The organism is Thiosulfatimonas sediminis (genome assembly GCF_011398355.1).
Lineage (GTDB): Bacteria > Pseudomonadota > Gammaproteobacteria > Thiomicrospirales > Thiomicrospiraceae > Thiomicrorhabdus > Thiomicrorhabdus sediminis_A.
The window spans coordinates 134943-152247 of sequence record NZ_AP021889.1 but is presented as its reverse complement, the minus strand read 5'-3'; the positions used below and the strand labels follow the sequence as shown (position 1 = coordinate 152247).

Below are 17305 nucleotides of genomic sequence, written 5' to 3'. Positions count from 1 at the left end.
AATTTAAAAACGCTTTATCTTATCAAAAACTTGTAGACTTGCCGCGCAAACCTGCTGTTTAAGCGCGCTGTTAAAGCAATTTTCTACCACTCAGCACGCATAAAAAAACCCCGAAACCAAACGACTACGGGGTCTGTCTTTGCAATAGTACGGCCTTATAGACAAGGCTCTTTTAGCACGACGGTCGAGTTTTCATCCGATGGCACCTCTGTGGCACCACCAGCTTGAATCCATGCATCCATGCCACCAACCATATTGACCACATTCGCAAACCCCATCTCTTGAAGGGTTTGAGTGGCTAAGGCCGCTCGGCCTCCAGATTTACAAACGACTAACCAGTTGTCTTCACGCCCATCACGTAATGCTGGATTTGCACCTGGATAGTTTAAGTCTGCGGCTGGCTCTAATACACCACGCGGCACGTTTAAGGCACCCGGAATCGCATCCATTAAATATTCTCCTGGTTCACGCACATCCAGTACTTTATAACCCTCGGCAACCAAGCCTTTTGCGCCCTCAACATCGACTTTGTTAATCTCGGCCATCGCCGCTTGAACATAATCCATTAATCCCTTACTCATCTTCCACTCCTGTTTTATGATTGAATGATTATGCTAATGATACTCAATTTAACGCGGTATTTCAGCGCCGCTTCAATGAATTAGTCGGTATTTTACTTATGAAGATACAGAACAAGTCCAAATGGCTTCAAGCACGGAAGAATCTGACTGAGCAGGGGGATGCTTGCCGGATTATCACGACCAAACAACATAACCAAACCAAGCAGGAAGGAGTTTTTCCCTGATTAAAGCAATTTCCGTTATAATCTTGGCGCAATAATTTAAGCGAACATTTTGAATCTAAGTCATTGGAAAAATTATGAAAATTGTCTCTTTTAATACCAATAGCGTGCGCTTGCGACTTCACCAATTGGCAGCATTGAATGAACAAATTGCACCGGACATTATCGGCTTGCAAGAGACGAAGGTTCAGGATCACGAGTTTCCGATTGAGGAAATCGAAGCCATGGGCTTTAAAGTCGAATTTATGGGACAAAAAACCCACTATGGTGTAGCGTTGCTGTATCGCAATGATATTCAACTTAAAGCATTGCAAAAAGGCTGGAAAACCGACAACGATGCGTCTCAAAAGCGCATGATTATCGGTGATTTTATCTTACCGAATGGCAATGAGGTACGTGTCATCAACGGGTATTTTCCACAAGGTGAAAATCGCGACCATCCGGTTAAATTCCCGGCCAAACAAAAATTTTATGCTGACCTGATGACTTATCTAAACGACGACTGCTCACCGGAGCAGAACATCGCGGTCATCGGTGATTTCAACATCTCTCCAACCGATTTGGATATTGGCATTGGTGAAGACAATCGAAAACGCTGGCTGCGTGATGGTAAAACCAGTTTCTTGCCAGAAGAACGCACAATGTGGGCTGAATTATGCAATTGGGGACTGATTGATACATTCCGCAGCCTCCATCCCGAAGTGAATGATCGATTTAGCTGGTTTGATTACCGCTCAAAAGGCTTTGACCGCGAGCCCAAACGCGGCCTGCGGATCGACACCGTTTTAGCCACCGCAACACTCAATGCCAAGGCAATCAGTAGCAAAATTGGCTATGCGGTGCGCGGTATGGAAAAACCATCCGACCATGCGCCGATCTGGACAGAGTTCGATCTGTAATCCGATAAAAACAAGAGAATTTCCATGTCTGTACACACAGTGACTTTGGTGCATAAAGAGTTTTATAATCCAACGATTATTAATCTGATTCTAAAACCACAACAGCCGATGCAATATCATGCCGGGCAGTACATTATGCTCGGCTTTAAAGAAGACGAGCTAAAGCCATTTTCGATTGCCGCCGCTCCTCGTGAAGACGGTTTGATCGAATGCCATATTCGTGATCATGACCAAAGCGAATGGATGCAGAGATTGTTTGCCTTAGAAGCCGGCGATCAATTAATTATCGAAGGCCCAAAAGAACAAATGCAGCTTGCCGACAACCACCTGCCGGCGATCTTCGTTGCCGGTGGCACCGGCTTTGCGCCAATGAAGGCACTATTAGAAGCCTTGATTCGCAAACAAGCGGCCATGCCAATTCATTTCTACTGGGGTGCTCGTTGTCAGTCCGACTTGTATATGCACCAACAGATGATTGACTTGAGCCAGAAGCATCCGAACATCGAGTATATTCCGGTGATTTCTGATGATGGCGATAATTGGAATGGCAAAACCGGCCTGGTTCACCAACAAGTGTTACAAGACCATCCAAGTCTGGAAAAATTCCAAGTTTACTTATGCGGTCCTTGGCCAATGGTACAAACCGCCAAAGAAGCCTTTACAAAAGCCGGTTTAAAAGCCGAACACTTTGTGAGTTAATGACGGCTTTACGCCAAAGGGCAAACCATGCAGCAGAGTAATCAAGTACCAGTATTACGGAAAATTTGGATGTCTGCCATGGTGCCGCTGCTTGCCTGCCTTAGCCAAAATGCGATGGCGCAAACCGACAGTCTACTGATCGAAAACAATCCTGAAATGCACTATAACGCTTGCCTACAAAAAGCTTTGTTAAGCCAAGCGGACAGCACAACTCTTGGTGAAGTGCGCGCCCAATGTCGTGCCGCTCAAAATGCGCTGAAGCCCTTGACGCAAAGACGCATTAACGAAGAAGTGACCGAAAAAAACCCATTTGTCATCACCCCGCATCGGATTAATTATGCGGCCTTTGCCTATTACAAAACCCCAATCAATCAAGCCCCTTTCGAAAGCCAGTCGGGAAAAGATCTGGCTTTTGAAAATCAGGAATTGCAATTTCAACTGAGCTTTAAATTTCCGCTCTACAAAGACTTACTGCTGCTTGATAAATCATTCGATTTTTACGCTGCTTACACGAACCGTTCTTTTTGGCAATTTTTTGATGACCAAGACTCAATCCCTTTCCGCGAAACCAATCATGAGCCGGAAGTTTGGGTCGAATGGGATGCCAATGTCGATATTTTGGACTTTAACTTGCACAAAATGATGTTCGGTGTAAACCATCAGTCGAATGGCCAAACAGGGACGCTATCACGTGGCTGGAACCGCCTCTTCGTGCAAGGCTTACTGCAACACAAAAATAGCTATTTAAGTGTTAAGACTTGGCAACGCTTTGATGAGCAGGATGAATTCGATAACAGTTTTGACTATCAAAAATATCTGGGCGACTACGAACTTGAAGCTGCCTATAAATGGAAAGACCGAACATTTGCCCTAACCGTGCGCAACCGCTACCAAATAAACACTTACGGCTCAATACAACTTGAATACACTCGCCGGATAAATCGCCGTTTCAAAGGCTACGTCCAATACTTTAATGGATATGGTGACAGCCTGATTGATATGCAACATTATGGCCAGAAATTCGCGATCGGCATTGTCTTAGTTGACCGAATTTAAACCCCATCCTTTTATACCACCCCCCCCCTGATTTAGACATTTGTGGCATACCTTCTTAATAAATGATTGATTATCATATTAATTTTAAAATTACATAAAAATTACATGGTAAACTTTATTTACTTTACTATTTTGCTAAAAATAGAAATCAACACACTTAATTCGGTAACTAAAAATGCAAATCAATCGTCGTAAATCAGAACGCTTAGAGTTTATGCAATCTTGTCGGATTAGCTATGATGGCATCATAGTAAAAGGAAAACTGCTCAATATCAGCACTGAAGGGCTACGTCTAGAAAGCACCCTGCCTGGTTTGGACATCAACAAAATAATATCTATTGAAATTGATACCGGAGTACAGAGCAAAAATCGCTTCATCCAGATTGAATTAAAAATCAAAAATCTGATACAAAACCAAGGTTGCTTCTTGATTGGTGGACAACTACTATCCAACTTTGATGTCTTCCGTCACTGGCTAGAACAGTTGGTAAACAAATTCAAAAGCGGTACCTCACACTTCATGCAACACCTCAGTGCTCATCAGGTACACACCGCGTAAACAGCGCGCACTTTAGCGATTAAACGGTTTCAGCCTACCTGAAACCACTGTGCAGAGTTCGCATCTTAGTTTTTCTGCTGTAACTGTTCAATCGCCTGCTTGTAGACCAACGCCGCTTCAGACTCTTGTCCTTCAGCTTCAAAACAGCGCGCTAACGCATGAAATGTTTCCAGTTGCGGCTCGATTCGTAAACTTTGCTTCAAGTAACTTTTGCCCATTGCCCACATCTGACTACGGCACGCTAAACGCCCTAATGTCAGCAGTAAAATCGGATTTTCTGACTGGGACTTACTCCACTTTTCCGCTTTTTTTAGCAGCTCAAACGCAGGCCCAAGCGTTAAACGTCCAAACTGATGGCAAAGTCGATTATCCCACTGACGCTTCAAGGCTTTTTCAATTAACTCGGCCACACCGACTTCTTCACCAAAACCGATACGCTGCTCTACATATTCCGCCAAAATAACCGGCTCTTGCTGTTCTTTACTGCTCAATTGATGCCAAAGATGGTCGAGCGCATCGACATCTTTGGTTTGGCTCAGCTTGCCGGCCCAGAGTTCTCGCTGTAACGACCATAACTCATCACGAACCAAAGCCTTACTTGCACGAATCAACGGCATTAGCCTCTCTAATTCATCCCACTGCTGTAACTGCACCAACACCTTACAAAATTCGGCTAAAACGGTTTCATGTTTCGGTTCTTGTTCATGCAGCGCTTGCAGCAATGCCAGTCCCTCCCAAGGCGCTTGTTCGAGCAACAACCGCGCTTCGACTAAACCAATCAACATATATTCTTGCGGATAAGCATCACGCGCTTGTTGTAAATATTTGTCACGGCGATCAAAGGCATTTTGATTTTGTGCCATTTTGGCCGCGCTAAGGTAGTTAATCAGACCGGCTTCACTCTGTTTGGCACCACGAATCAAGGCTTTTTCTGCCTTATACCATTCACCATATTCAAGTGCAATCATTCCCTCGGTCATCGCACCTTGCGCTTTAGAGTAGCGACGCATTTGGCTGCGGTTGCGCCAATATCTTGGAAAGCGCCATATTTTGATTATAAAATTCACCGCAAAATAGGCGGCAATAAATAGCACCAAGAATCCGCCCACGAAAAAGCTTAAACTGGTTTCGACAATCCATCCGCCCCAAGCCATCGAAACAATGCCATTGTCATAGAGCATTAAGGTCGCTAAAGCAGTGGTAATCAGTAAAGCGAGAGTCCAAGTGACAACTAATTTCATTGCGGCCTCCTAAGACTGCGCCGCATCGGCGATTTTGCTTACCAGTAGCGGTTTGCGCTGCAGCGCTTGCCACTGTGCAAAGGGTAATAAATCACTGCTAAAGGCTGACGCAATCGCCGGCGCTTGTGCTTTAGCCAACTGATTTAAGCGCTCTGTCGCCGCTCTTACTAAAGCGGGGGACTCCACTTGTAACGCATACTCCAAGCGGTCGATTTCCATTAACAGGCGCTGTTGGATAACTTCACGCAGCATTAAAGCTTCCACTTCTGTGACGCTCTCCGCTTCCCGTTTTTGGATTTTGACAAGACTCGATAACTTGTCCAACAAACCTTGCCAGAGCCCGCCGACAGGCTCAACTTCTGGCGTTGATTCTGCCTTGTCGATCGTCTGCTGTGGCAAGGTTTTCACGCGTTGACGTAACTGAGATAAATCAACAACAGGACGTTGTGCAGACTGGGCGGCACGCTGCTTTAACTGCGCAATGTCCTGGTCGACTAATAAAGTGATTGAGTAATTGAGTGTTTTGGGTAAAAGACCAACCGCTTGCTTAAACGCCAACAATTGTTGCAAAGTCTGCTCAATCGGCGCTTGTAACAACCACTGGGTATTTATTTTTAGCGCCCAGTACTGCAACTCCTCAAGCGAAAGTGTATTTGCTGGCCCCTGTTTTGCCTGCCCCTGCTTGAACTGTGCAGTAAGCTGTTGCTGCGCTTGTTGTATGGCATTAATCTGCTGTTGCAGAGTATTTTTAAGCTGACTTAATGCCTCCCCATCACTGGATGCCGCCTGCCCACTGGTCGCCTGTTGAATTTGCTGACTCAGTTTTTGTTCCAATGCTTGCAGCTGTTGCGCGTTCACCATAGGCTGTTCAGCCATGGCTTTCAGTTGTGTCTGCAAAGTTTGCAATGCTGCATTTTGTTGTTCTAACTGTTGCTCATAATCATGGCTAGTGATGCCCTGTACCTCAGACTGCACGTTTTGTGCCTGCTGTGATGCTTTCTGAATGTTCTTATCCAGAGTCTGTATATCCTGATCGAGATTAACAAAACGATTTTGCATCCACTGTTGCTGGGCAAACAGATACACCAAAGCTATGATCAACAGTAACACTAAAGCACTGCTGACGATTCGCTCTTTTAAATGCGTTAACCACTGCTTTACTTGTGATTTAATTCGCGATTCAGTAGGGCTTTGAGTTGGCTTCTTGTCACGCTGTGATGGTTCGTCTGGCGCTTCGGAAAGGACCTCGGCTTCCAACACATCATGATGCGACGCTAAGGTTGAATGATTTTTATCCGGCATAGGTTAACTCCAAAATGACAGGCCGCCCAAATGACCTTAAGTGGCGTATAAACGGCTGTTTTTGTTTATTGTAGAGGACTGACAAGCGTTTGCGTAAATTTATCTATGCCGCTTCCGCTATTCCGCATGGCGTTGCGCAAGATATGCGCGCAAAGCGTCTAAAACGCCTTGATTGCTCTGCGTTGGGATGACGCTAATTGGTCTTTGCCAACCAGCAGCGCGCATTTTATCGGCGATACGTTGGCTAAAAACAATCGCCAATTCAATAAAATCCCAGTGCGCGCAAGACGCCGATAAAACCTGCTTTTCAGCCACATCAAGTATTGCATTTAGACCACAAAAACTGTCATAGCTGCTAATCAATAGCACCGGATGCTGACTAACCCGAAAGGCTGGCCAAGAGCTTGCACAATAGGATGCCGGTTGACGTTTATAGACGTCTAACGCAGTAACAACCGCGCCACGCGCACGAAGAGTCGTAGGTAACTTATCCCGCCCGCCTTGCCCTTTAACTAAGAGAATTTTCTGACCGGACAAATCTTGCATTTGTGGATGAGCCAATAAACTTTCGCTATCAAAATGCTGTTGCGCCAAGACCGCAATCGGCCAACCTAACTGCAAGCCATAATCGGCGGTCGCTTTACCGATGGCGATTAAGGTTTGATGGTGAGCAAATTGAACATCAAGATGGTTTTGCTGCCAACCGCGCAATGCATTCACACTGGTAAACAACAACATATCGTAGGTCTGCACTGGCGAAGCCAAGGCAACCTCATCCAACAAAGCGATGCGTAAAGTTGGGCATTCCAAAACCTGCACCGTGTTTTGCTGAAGAAGCTGTGTTAAAGGCTGGGCTTGCTGCGCGGGACGCGTGTTCAGAAATGTGAGGTCTGCAAGTTGCAACATCAACTCAACCTTTTAGAAAGGGCTACGCCCTTGCGCCACTTAAATACATCTCGCAAGGGACATTATCCATTAAGAAGAGATTAACCTTTGTTGTGGTCGCCGGCATAAACCTCGTCCAGAATCGCTTTCGCGCCCTGTTCCAACAAAGCGTCACCAAGCACACGACCTAAAGCATAGGCTTGCGATTGCGGGCCAATCACTTGATTGCGAATAATTTGACTGCCGTCTAAACTAGCGACTAAACCACGAATTTTAATTTGCTGATTTCCTAAAAGCTCAGCAAAAACACCAATCGGCACCTGACAGCCACCTTCCAGACGATGATTCATCGCACGCTCGGCGAGGGTACGAATCTCAGTTGGCCGATGGTTAAGCACCGAAATAATTGTTTTGATTTCCTCGTCTGCCGCAAAATACTCAATCCCTAAGGTTCCTTGCGTTACCGCCGGCAAGCAATCTTCCGGGGTAATTTCATGGCGGATACGTGCATCTAATCCCAAACGCTGCAAACCGGAAGTGGCTAAAACAATCGCATCATACTCACCGGCATCCAGTTTGCCCAAGCGGGTGCCGACGTTACCACGTAAATCACGCACATCCAAATCTGGACGAATCGCCATTAATTGCGCTTTACGTCGTAAGCTTGAGGTTCCTAAAATCGCACCCTGCGGTAACTCGGCAAAGGAGCGGTATTTGTTTGAGACAAACGCATCCGTCGGCGTGTGACGTTGCAAAATGGCACCCAAAGCAAAGCCTTCTGGCAACTCCATCGGCACATCTTTCATCGAATGCACTGCAATATCCGCTTCACCTGCCATCATTCGGTCTTCTAACTCTTTGGTAAACAAGCCTTTCCCGCCAATTTTGGCCAAAGGCACATCCAGAATCTTGTCACCCTTGGTCGACATCGGCAGTAATTCAACGGTTAAGTGAGGATGCGCTTTTTCTAGCTCCGCCTTCACAAATTCTGCCTGCCACAGTGCCAAAGGGCTCTTACGGGTTGCGATTCGTAATGTTTCTCTCATGCTTGTTTCCAATTAGCCTGTTCATTTGTCTTAAACTCATGGGCATTTTACTGAAATCCTTAATGGGATTTCGATAAAATAGCCGCATCATACTACACCAATTCATAACGTATTTAAAACGCACGGGCTGAAGAGGTTACTTTGTAGGAGAATACAAAATGCTGTCGAACGTTGTAACACGCATATCACTTATCGGCTTGCTGGCCTTTCAAGCCGGTTGCGATAGCACCGCACTGGCCGGCAAACAGCACTCCTTGCCGGAGTTGCAAGACTTACAAAGCTTAGGCGCTCAAGCCAAGGCCAATGAGCTGCCGATTATGCTGATGTTCAGTGCGCAATGGTGTGATTACTGCGTTCTGCTCAAAGAACAAGTACTTAATCCGATGTCCATCAACGGATTGTATGAAGGCAAAGTAATGTATTTACGCAATGTGGCAATTGACGAAGATGATCCGATTCCGGATTGGCAGGGCAAGCCACTTAAAAAACGCGACTGGGCCTATCAAATTAATGCGGATTTAACCCCAACAATCGTTTTTTTTGATGGTCACGGCAAAGAAGTCGCTGAGCGTATTGTCGGCATTTCCGAAGTCACCATGTTTGCCGGTGTCGTGCATAACCGATTAAACCAAGCCTACCAAAATATGGGCTTGCAAAAACGTATTCCGGCCACCCCTGAGTTGTTAGAAATTCAGCAGCAAATGCCGCCGCAATAGGCGTCTTAGAAATTTAGAATTTACGCTTTGTTTGAGAGAGATATGAGCAACCAACACAACCAAGAAAAACTTTCCAGCGCTCGCTTTAGCGAATCAACAGATGCCTTTGTCGAAGCCTTTACCGCCTCAATCATGTTTGACAAACGAATGTATAAACAAGACATTCAAGGCTCGATTGCGCACGCAACCATGCTCAATAAAGTCGGCATTCTTAATCAACAAGAGTTGCAAGATATTCAACGCGGCCTAAGCCAAGTGCAGGCAGAAATTGAAGCGGGTGATTTTAACTGGTCGATTAAACAAGAAGACATTCACATGAACATCGAAGCGCGCTTAACCGCGCTTATAGGCATTACCGGCAAAAAACTGCACACCGGTCGCTCGCGTAACGACCAAGTTGCCACCGATATTCGTCTGTATATCCGTGATGAAATCGATCAAATTTTGCCGGAACTAAAGCGCCTACAGGAAGGTTTAGTGATGTTGGCAGAACGCGAAGCCGATACCATCATGCCAGGTTTCACCCATTTACAAACCGCACAACCAGTCACTTTCGGACACCATATGCTGGCTTGGTTTGAAATGATTAAACGCGATGTCGAGCGCTTGCACGACTGCCGTAAACGCGTCAACACCTTACCACTTGGCTCAGCAGCATTGGCCGGCACAACCTATCCGATTGATCGCCACTATACTGCCGAATTGCTTCATTTTGAACGCGTCAGCGAAAACTCTTTAGATGGCGTTTCTGACCGAGATTTCGCGATTGAGTTTACCCATTTTGCCGCAACGTTAATGATGCACTTATCACGCTTTTCAGAAGAATTGGTGCTTTGGTCATCGGCACAGTTCCAGTTTATCGACCTACCGGATCGCTTCTGTACCGGCTCCTCAATCATGCCCCAGAAGAAAAACCCAGATGTTCCAGAATTAGTGCGCGGAAAAACCGGTCGAGTTTACGGGCATTTAATGAGCCTTTTGACCTTGATGAAATCGCAACCTTTAGCGTACAACAAAGATAATCAAGAGGACAAAGAGCCCCTATTCGACACGGTGGATACGGTGAGAGGGAGCTTGCGTGCTTTTGCCGATATGGTTCCTGCGATATTGGTCAAAAAAGACATTACCTACGAAGCAGCCAAACGCGGCTTTTCTACCGCTACCGATTTAGCCGATTACCTAGTCGGCAAAGGTTTGGCTTTCCGAGATTCACACGAAGTAGTCGGTCTAGCCGTAGCGCATGGGATTAAAACAGGGCAAGACCTTTCGGAAATGTCACTAGAAACTTTGCAAGGTTTCTGCGACCAAATCACCGAAGACGTCTATGAAGTGCTGACCTTAGAAGGTTCGGTCGCTGCGCGTAATCATTTCGGCGGCACGGCGCCAAATCAAGTCCGCGCCGCTGTAGAGCGGGCTAAAGACTATTTAGCAGCGCAATAATATGCTTAACAAAAACCCGCTGTTTAGAGCGGGTTTTTAATTTAAAGCCTGTTAAAAATTAAGCGCATCAATCGTGAAATTGAATAACGGAACGCACTGCCATGTCTTTATAAACAAAACTATTCAATGCTTTTAAATCAATCAGGCACGCCATCCCAATAACCTCATACCCCACCTGTTCACAAAGCTGTGCCGCCGCGCCCATCGAGCCGCCCGTGGCGATTAAATCATCCAGCAAAACAATCCGACTGCCATCGCCTTTTTGCATTTCTAATTTATCACTGCCATATTCCAATCCATATTCGATTGAGGCGTGTACATTTGGCAACTTACCGGGCTTACGCACTTTAATAAAGCCTTTATTGTGTTTATAGGCCAAAGCGGCTGCAAAAATGAAACCACGCGATTCAATGCCCGCTAAACAATCTATGTTCGCCCACTCCTCCTGACTGAAAAGCTCGCTCATCGCATCGATTGTCTCGTTGAAACGGGTTTTTAAGAGTGGCGAAATATCGCTAAACAAAATGCCTGGCTTTGGAAAATCGGGTACTTGCGCTAAATATTGGGCTAATGGATGTTGTGACATAGAACTCTCTGTATTAAGAATAAAGTGACAATTTAAAAATATCCGCTTTCAGAAGATTTTCTTTTATTGCAGAAAACCGCTAAGCTAATAGCAGGCATTTTAACCATTTTAGACGGATTAAAAGAAACAAACGAGGTCGCAATGATGTTACATGATGATGGCAATTACGAATTTAGCCTACGCGATGCGCTACCAGGTAATTCCAGAGACTTAGTCATGCACCTGTTTACCACGGTTTCCTTAGACCGTATGTTAACTTTGTGGCAATCGCACGAGCCGGATAAATTTTTATTGGAAAAATATCGCGTTCACGCGGAAGAGTGGCCATTAGCACTGCAAGCCGCAATCATCGCTAAACTGAGTTATCTAAAAGTGGATGAACATTACAGCATTCACGAAATGGTTTATCTAATGAAAACCGCCTGTACTGTTTTAGGCAAACCTTTAACTGAAAATCATTTGAACGAAGTCATCAGCGTGCAGCACTCACAAACTCCAAAATTAAGTTTTTGGCTCTTAAAACTGGCTCAACTCGTGCAAATTAAACACAAATAAAAAAAACCCGCATTAGCGGGTTTTTTATGCAATAAAACAATCAGCCTATATTAAAAACCGCCAAGCAGATTATTAATGTTATCACCCAAATCTGTCACCAAATTCAAGCTTAATAAATCGTTGCTCACCGATGTATTATTGTCACCATTGCTGCTTTCATTTTCAACTTGTGGAGCCGTTCCACCCAACAAATCGCTAACAATAGTTGTCGTGTCATTGAACAAATCATCCAACGAATTATCGTCAACTAAGCCTAGGCCATCATCTCCGATTAAGTCAGTAACGCCATCAACCAATTGGTCAACCGAACCTGCTGTACCTTGATCTGAATTGCCACCTAGAAGACTACCAATGGCTTCATCAAGCGATTGCTCGCCTTGCAGCAGGTCGTCAACATCGGTTGTCACTGCATTCAAACCATCGTCTAAGTTTTCAGTGTCTGTCGGTAGACCCAATCCTGCCGTCAAATCATCCACTACGTCAGTTGCACCATCCACAACTTGGTCAGCAGAACCTTGTGTAATCTCTGCACCTGGCTCTCCGCCAAGTAAGCTACCCACCACTTGTAGCAACTCTTGCTCGCCTTGCAACAGGTCGTCAACATCGGTGGTCACCGCATTCAAACCGTCGTCCAGATTTTCACTGTCCGTCGGAAGACCCAATCCTGCCGTCAAATCATCCACTACGTCAGTTGCACCATCCACAACTTGGTCAGCAGAACCTTGTGTAATCTCTGCACCTGGCTCTCCGCCAAGTAAGCTACCCACCACTTGTAGCAACTCTTGCTCGCCTTGCAACAGGTCGTCAACATCGGTGGTCACCGCATTCAAACCGTCGTCCAGATTTTCCGTATCCGTCGGTAGACCCAATCCTGCCGTGAGGTCGTCAACAACATCGGTGACGCCATCCACAACTTGGTCAGCAGAACCTTGTGTAATCTCTGCACCTGGCTCTCCGCCAAGTAAGCTACCCAACACTTGTTGCAACTCTTGCTCGCCTTGCAACAGGTCGTCAACATCGGTGGTCACCGCATTCAAACCGTCGTCCAGATTTTCCGTATCCGTCGGTAGACCCAATCCTGCCGTGAGGTCGTCAACAACATCGGTGACGCCATCAACCACTTGGTCTGCTGAACCTTGCTTAATCGCTTCGTCCGGCTCGCCGCCCAACAAGCTACCAAGCACTTGTTGCAGATCCTGATCACCGTTCAGTAAGTCGTCCACATCGGTGGTCACCGCATTCAAACCATCGTCTAAGTTTTCAGTGTCTGTCGGTAGACCCAATCCTGCCGTGAGGTCGTCAACAACATCGGTGACGCCATCAACCACTTGGTCTGCTGAACCTTGCTTAATCGCTTCGTCCGGCTCGCCGCCCAACAAGCTACCAAGCACTTGTTGCAGATCCTGATCACCGTTCAGCAAGTCGTCCACATCGGTGGTCACCGCATTCAAACCATCGTCTAAGTTTTCAGTGTCTGTCGGTAGACCCAATCCTGCCGTGAGGTCGTCAACAACATCGGTGACGCCATCAACCACTTGGTCTGCTGAACCTTGCTTAATCGCTTCGTCCGGCTCGCCGCCCAACAAGCTACCAAGCACTTGTTGCAGATCCTGATCACCGTTCAGCAAGTCGTCCACATCGGTGGTCACCGCATTCAAACCATCGTCTAAGTTTTCAGTGTCTGTCGGTAGACCCAATCCTGCCGTCAAATCATCCACTACGTCAGTGACTTGGTCAACAATGTCGTCCACTAAGCCGGCCGTGATCTCCTCATCAGGCTCTCCGCCTAGCAGGTTATCCGTCAACCCAAGTCCCGGATCGACGTTCAATCCATCCAGTAAACCTTCTGTAATAGAACCTGCATCGACTAATGGCTGCAAGCCTTGATTTAATCCGTCTGCCAGCGTTTCACCCAACATCGGATCGCCTAATGGGGTTTGCTTACCTAAGCTATCGGTTAGACCTGTAACCAAATTACCTACTTCATTAAGTATATCCCCGACCGGCGTTAAGACAGGATCAAGAACATCGGTAACACTATCAACCGTATCTAAGACATCACCAACTGTGTTAAGAAGCTGCTCGTCGGTATTACCAAGGGCATCGTCAAGCATTCCTGTGACCGGATCTAAAACATTCAATAGAGGCACATCAACCAAGCCACCAAGCCCATCATTGGTGCCATTTTGAAGGAGATTCACATCCAAAAACTGGCGCTGTAGTGTGCTCGCATTTAAGCCGCCAGCATCTGTAACAGATAAACCATAGGTTCCGCCAATAATGACCCCGGAAGAAAGCAGTGATCCAAGTACGCTCGTGTCTTTAATTTCAACATTCGACATGGCTGCGTTGGCTTCGTCTTCAGTCATCGGACGACCATCTTTACGAGATACTGTTACAGTTTGACCATCATCGCTAACATCGTAGTTATGGGTAGAGTCATTCTCTGGCGCATCAAATTCATTGTTACCGATGACTTTGCTCAAGCCCAGCAGGTCTTGACCAACACCATTATCAATGCTCATCTCAGTTTGTTGAATTTCGTCTTCTTTGTCTTCAGCGATAAACTCTTTTTTAGGCTGATAGTTGACAACATCTAACGCACCTAGCTCAAGTAAGGTGTTACCTTGACCGCCAAATAATGGTGATGAAGCCGAACTCTCGGTATTCAGACTACCAGAGATTGAGAGCAAACCACCTAAATCCAAAATACCTGCTTGGCTTAGGCTTCCAGTCCCTGTATTGCCTTGTGCTTGATCAGCACCAACTAAACCAATTAAACGGCTTCCGTTATCAGTAATAATCGCATTTGGCGGCGTGTTATTAGAATCTGGAGGGGTAAAGGAACCACCGCCAAGTAAGATCGCATCTTCCGCAACTTGCGCAACACCACCACCCAGACCGTTAGTGTCAAAACCGGATGTCACACTTCCTTCCAAGCCCAAACGAGCAATAGTAACACCACCTTCATTGGCGCTACCTTCCTCACCGGCTGCAGTCGCTTCTAATTCATTTAAATCCAAGTTATCGATGTTAAGTTGACCTGCTGCCAACATTGCATCTAAGGTGCCTTTTGGAACTGCTGCCTCATCACTAGCGGCATTTGCAGGAACCACATCATCATTTAATATCAAAATCGTTGTGCTGCCTAAAGTCACTAATTCGCCATTTTTCATGTCGATTAATAAACTAGAAGCGTTCATTGTCTCAATGCGCTCACCTTGAAAAACTGGACTGCCTGCAGTCAGAATTCGCTCAACGCCAGTTTCTGGGTCAATCGCCTTAACAACGCCGGTAATCGACTTAACCGTTCCAACTTGAATAGCCATCTCTTCTCTCCAAAATTTTTTATTGTTTTTTTATAAAATTAATTCTTATATTGTTTTTTTGTACTTTGCTAGCAACCCTTGGGCAAAGGTTGCGAGCAAAATCCTCTCGGCTAACACCGAGAGAATTGACAAGAAGAATTAACCTAAAAGAGTCAATGAATCTAAGCTAAGAGCTGAGTTGGAGCCAAGGTTAATGATACCCAGGATTCCAGCGTCTGCCGAACCTGAACCTGAACCACCCAAAGAAGCAACAGAAAGAACGCCAGAACCGCCTAGTAGGCCACCTAGTTCATCAGGCGCAGCATCAACGATAATATCGACAACCTCGAAAAGCTTGTCTGCGTTCAAATCACCGGCCATTAAATTGGTAAAGAAACCATCATTACCGATTAACGCATCCGCAGTGGTGTAACCAGGAATTACATCATGTAACAACCCTGCAAATGCTTGGACGTCGCCACCTAGTGCGTTCGGGAAAACATCCGGAATAATCGTATCAACGACATCACCAGCAACCGGAATTTTCTTAGCGAATGCAACCATTACGTCTAGCGTATCGTGGCCAGTACCATCATTTGAACTTAACGCATTACCTGCAGGAATGGTTCCGCCAATCAAGTTACCTAGGAAAGAGAAGTCATGCAAAAACGCAGTCGCAATTGAGACTTGGTCGCCCAAAAGCGGATCATTGTGTAGATTAACAATCACTTCAGAAACAATTGGCTCAAGCGTTGGGAAAGATTTCAGATGGCCAACACCAGCGCCCAAAGCGTCACCACCAAATTCATCTTGCGTTGCGGCCGGAGAAAGCATCGGCAGAATTACATCTTGTGCAAATGGCAAAGATTTAATTATCGCAACACCTTGGTTTAGCAATTCGTTGCTTGGTGAAAACTGGTTGTTAAAATAAAAAATCGCATCGCCAAAAGGCAGCGTTTTGGTCATTAACTTAACAAAATCGTTAACGTTGGTTGTTCCATCGCCAGCCGTAGCGCCTTTGTAACCGAAACCAGCTTTCGTATTTAAAATGCCAATTAGGCCCAACATAGCGGTATCCATGCGAGTTGAATCATCCGTTGAATCAAAAGTATTGATATCACCAAACAATTTGTCACCCAGTACGTTGTTAAGTAGTAGTTCAGTTGCCATGAGTATTTACTCCGAGTAATTATTATTTTAAACGCTCGAAAAGCCGTCATTTTGTTTTATCTATCAGGCGTATTTTGAAGGCTTTAAGCCTTTCTCTTTCGAGATTGGTGCTTATCTTACCGTCTTAGGTAAAGCACCTCTACTGTCCATCGGTACAGGTTGTAAACATTTTTTACTGAAACATTCTTTTACTCTAGGGAAAATCCAATATTTTATTTATTATTCAATTACTTAGCTTAATTTTAGAAATTTCTTATAGGTAGTTTAAGCCCATAAATATAACGAGATGCTTATTTCTTTTTTTCTAAAAGATCCAATAAAAAATCGAATCATTAAATTGCAAAATATCTTTTACATAATGCGCATTTTCATAGCAGTGCTTTTTTTGTGGATATTTGTTAATCTATTAGAAGTATTTAGACAACTCTGAAAGAGGTTAACTATGAACACAATTAACCCTACAACATCTTCCGCTCTAATGAGTATGCAGGCTACGCAAGACTTATCAATGCGTAAACCAGCTGCAGCAGATAGCTCATCGCAAAGTGGTTCCGTCAATTCGGCGGCAAGCTCAACAACGGTTACTCTTAGTTCAGGAACAGCCGCTCCGGTTACTGATTATTTGGCTCTAAATCCACAACAAACCGTGCAAAGCCGTGATACTACAAGCCAAACTTCAATCAACGGCAATCAAACCAGCAGCGGCATGACGTATGCGAGTAGCCTACAAAATCAAGCTAACTATTTGATGAATGAAACCAGTCCGGTAAGCGAAGAACGTGGTGAGCGTAACAGCTAATTTTTATAAGCGGTTTAGAACCTAAGCGAATGTACGTTGTATTAAATAAGACGCAAATTTAAGTGGTTAATCACTCAGAGAGTGAAGAACCTAGCTGAACAAAAGTTGGTTTCTTGTCATCTCGAAATCTTGCAAAAACAGGCAATAATACCGCGCAGTTAAATTTTTCAAAGCCGCTACGTGCAAGCTTCAGTGATTAAAAAAAATAATACCCCTATAAGCAATTAAACATTCCTCAATTG

General features: G+C 45.3%; 16 protein-coding genes. 8 read left to right on the top strand and 8 right to left on the bottom strand.

Annotated features, from left to right (window positions below):
• Positions 1-155 precede the first annotated feature (155 nt).
• Positions 156-581: a rhodanese-like domain-containing protein gene (locus tag HRR27_RS00655; protein WP_173269322.1), complete on the bottom strand. Its 426-nt coding sequence runs from the start codon at positions 579-581 to the stop codon at positions 156-158.
• Positions 582-879: 298 nt separating this feature from the next.
• Here HRR27_RS00655 and xthA point away from each other — a divergent pair, with 298 nt between their 5' ends.
• The 4 genes from xthA to HRR27_RS00635 all read left to right on the top strand — a co-directional run bounded on the left by xthA (position 880) and on the right by HRR27_RS00635 (position 4015).
• On the top strand, positions 880-1701 hold the full coding sequence (xthA, locus tag HRR27_RS00650; protein WP_173269320.1) for an exodeoxyribonuclease III: 822 nt from the start codon (positions 880-882) through the stop codon (positions 1699-1701).
• Between the two features lie 24 nt (positions 1702-1725).
• Positions 1726-2400 carry an NAD(P)H-flavin reductase gene (locus HRR27_RS00645; RefSeq protein WP_173269318.1) on the top strand — a complete coding sequence of 225 codons (675 nt, stop codon included), beginning with the start codon at positions 1726-1728 and terminating at the stop codon, positions 2398-2400.
• Positions 2401-2427: 27 nt separating this feature from the next.
• The gene (locus HRR27_RS00640) at positions 2428-3456 is read left to right on the top strand and encodes a phospholipase A (protein WP_173269316.1); all 1029 of its coding nucleotides are present in this window, start codon (positions 2428-2430) and stop codon (positions 3454-3456) included.
• Positions 3457-3631: 175 nt separating this feature from the next.
• Positions 3632-4015, top strand: coding sequence for a PilZ domain-containing protein (locus tag HRR27_RS00635; protein WP_173269314.1), 384 nt, complete (start codon positions 3632-3634; stop codon positions 4013-4015).
• 65 nt (positions 4016-4080) lie between these two features.
• On the opposite strand, the gene HRR27_RS00630 is transcribed toward HRR27_RS00635, so the two are convergent.
• From HRR27_RS00630 to hemC, 4 genes are all read right to left on the bottom strand, one after another.
• The gene (locus HRR27_RS00630) at positions 4081-5256 is read right to left on the bottom strand and encodes a heme biosynthesis HemY N-terminal domain-containing protein (protein ID WP_173269312.1); all 1176 of its coding nucleotides are present in this window, start codon (positions 5254-5256) and stop codon (positions 4081-4083) included.
• 9 nt (positions 5257-5265) lie between these two features.
• Positions 5266-6558: a hypothetical protein gene (locus tag HRR27_RS00625; protein ID WP_173269309.1), complete on the bottom strand. Its 1293-nt coding sequence runs from the start codon at positions 6556-6558 to the stop codon at positions 5266-5268.
• A 117-nt stretch (positions 6559-6675) separates the two neighbouring features.
• Positions 6676-7464 (bottom strand): uroporphyrinogen-III synthase, encoded by a 789-nt coding sequence (locus HRR27_RS00620; RefSeq protein ID WP_173269307.1) that lies wholly within the window; start codon positions 7462-7464, stop codon positions 6676-6678.
• Between the two features lie 80 nt (positions 7465-7544).
• The gene (hemC, locus tag HRR27_RS00615) at positions 7545-8489 is read right to left on the bottom strand and encodes a hydroxymethylbilane synthase (protein ID WP_173269305.1); all 945 of its coding nucleotides are present in this window, start codon (positions 8487-8489) and stop codon (positions 7545-7547) included.
• 158 nt (positions 8490-8647) lie between these two features.
• On the opposite strand from hemC, the gene HRR27_RS00610 reads away from it, so the two are divergent.
• Positions 8648-9205, top strand: a complete 558-nt coding sequence (locus HRR27_RS00610; protein ID WP_173269303.1) for a thioredoxin family protein — start codon at positions 8648-8650, stop codon at positions 9203-9205.
• A 42-nt stretch (positions 9206-9247) separates the two neighbouring features.
• On the top strand, positions 9248-10645 hold the full coding sequence (gene argH, locus HRR27_RS00605; protein ID WP_173269301.1) for an argininosuccinate lyase: 1398 nt from the start codon (positions 9248-9250) through the stop codon (positions 10643-10645).
• A 67-nt stretch (positions 10646-10712) separates the two neighbouring features.
• Here argH and HRR27_RS00600 read toward each other — a convergent pair whose 3' ends face one another.
• Positions 10713-11231, bottom strand: coding sequence for an adenine phosphoribosyltransferase (locus HRR27_RS00600; protein WP_173269299.1), 519 nt, complete (start codon positions 11229-11231; stop codon positions 10713-10715).
• A gap of 141 nt (positions 11232-11372) precedes the next feature.
• On the opposite strand from HRR27_RS00600, the gene HRR27_RS00595 reads away from it, so the two are divergent.
• On the top strand, positions 11373-11786 hold the full coding sequence (locus HRR27_RS00595) for a hypothetical protein (protein ID WP_173269297.1): 414 nt from the start codon (positions 11373-11375) through the stop codon (positions 11784-11786).
• Between the two features lie 50 nt (positions 11787-11836).
• Here the strand turns inward: HRR27_RS00595 and HRR27_RS00590 are convergent, their stop codons facing one another.
• On the bottom strand, positions 11837-15115 hold the full coding sequence (locus HRR27_RS00590) for a retention module-containing protein (RefSeq protein ID WP_173269295.1): 3279 nt from the start codon (positions 15113-15115) through the stop codon (positions 11837-11839).
• 138 nt (positions 15116-15253) lie between these two features.
• Positions 15254-16264, bottom strand: a complete 1011-nt coding sequence (locus tag HRR27_RS00585; RefSeq protein WP_173269293.1) for a hypothetical protein — start codon at positions 16262-16264, stop codon at positions 15254-15256.
• Positions 16265-16706: 442 nt separating this feature from the next.
• Between HRR27_RS00585 and HRR27_RS00580 the strand changes: the two genes are divergently transcribed.
• Positions 16707-17063, top strand: coding sequence for a hypothetical protein (locus HRR27_RS00580; protein WP_173269291.1), 357 nt, complete (start codon positions 16707-16709; stop codon positions 17061-17063).
• Positions 17064-17305 lie beyond the last annotated feature (242 nt).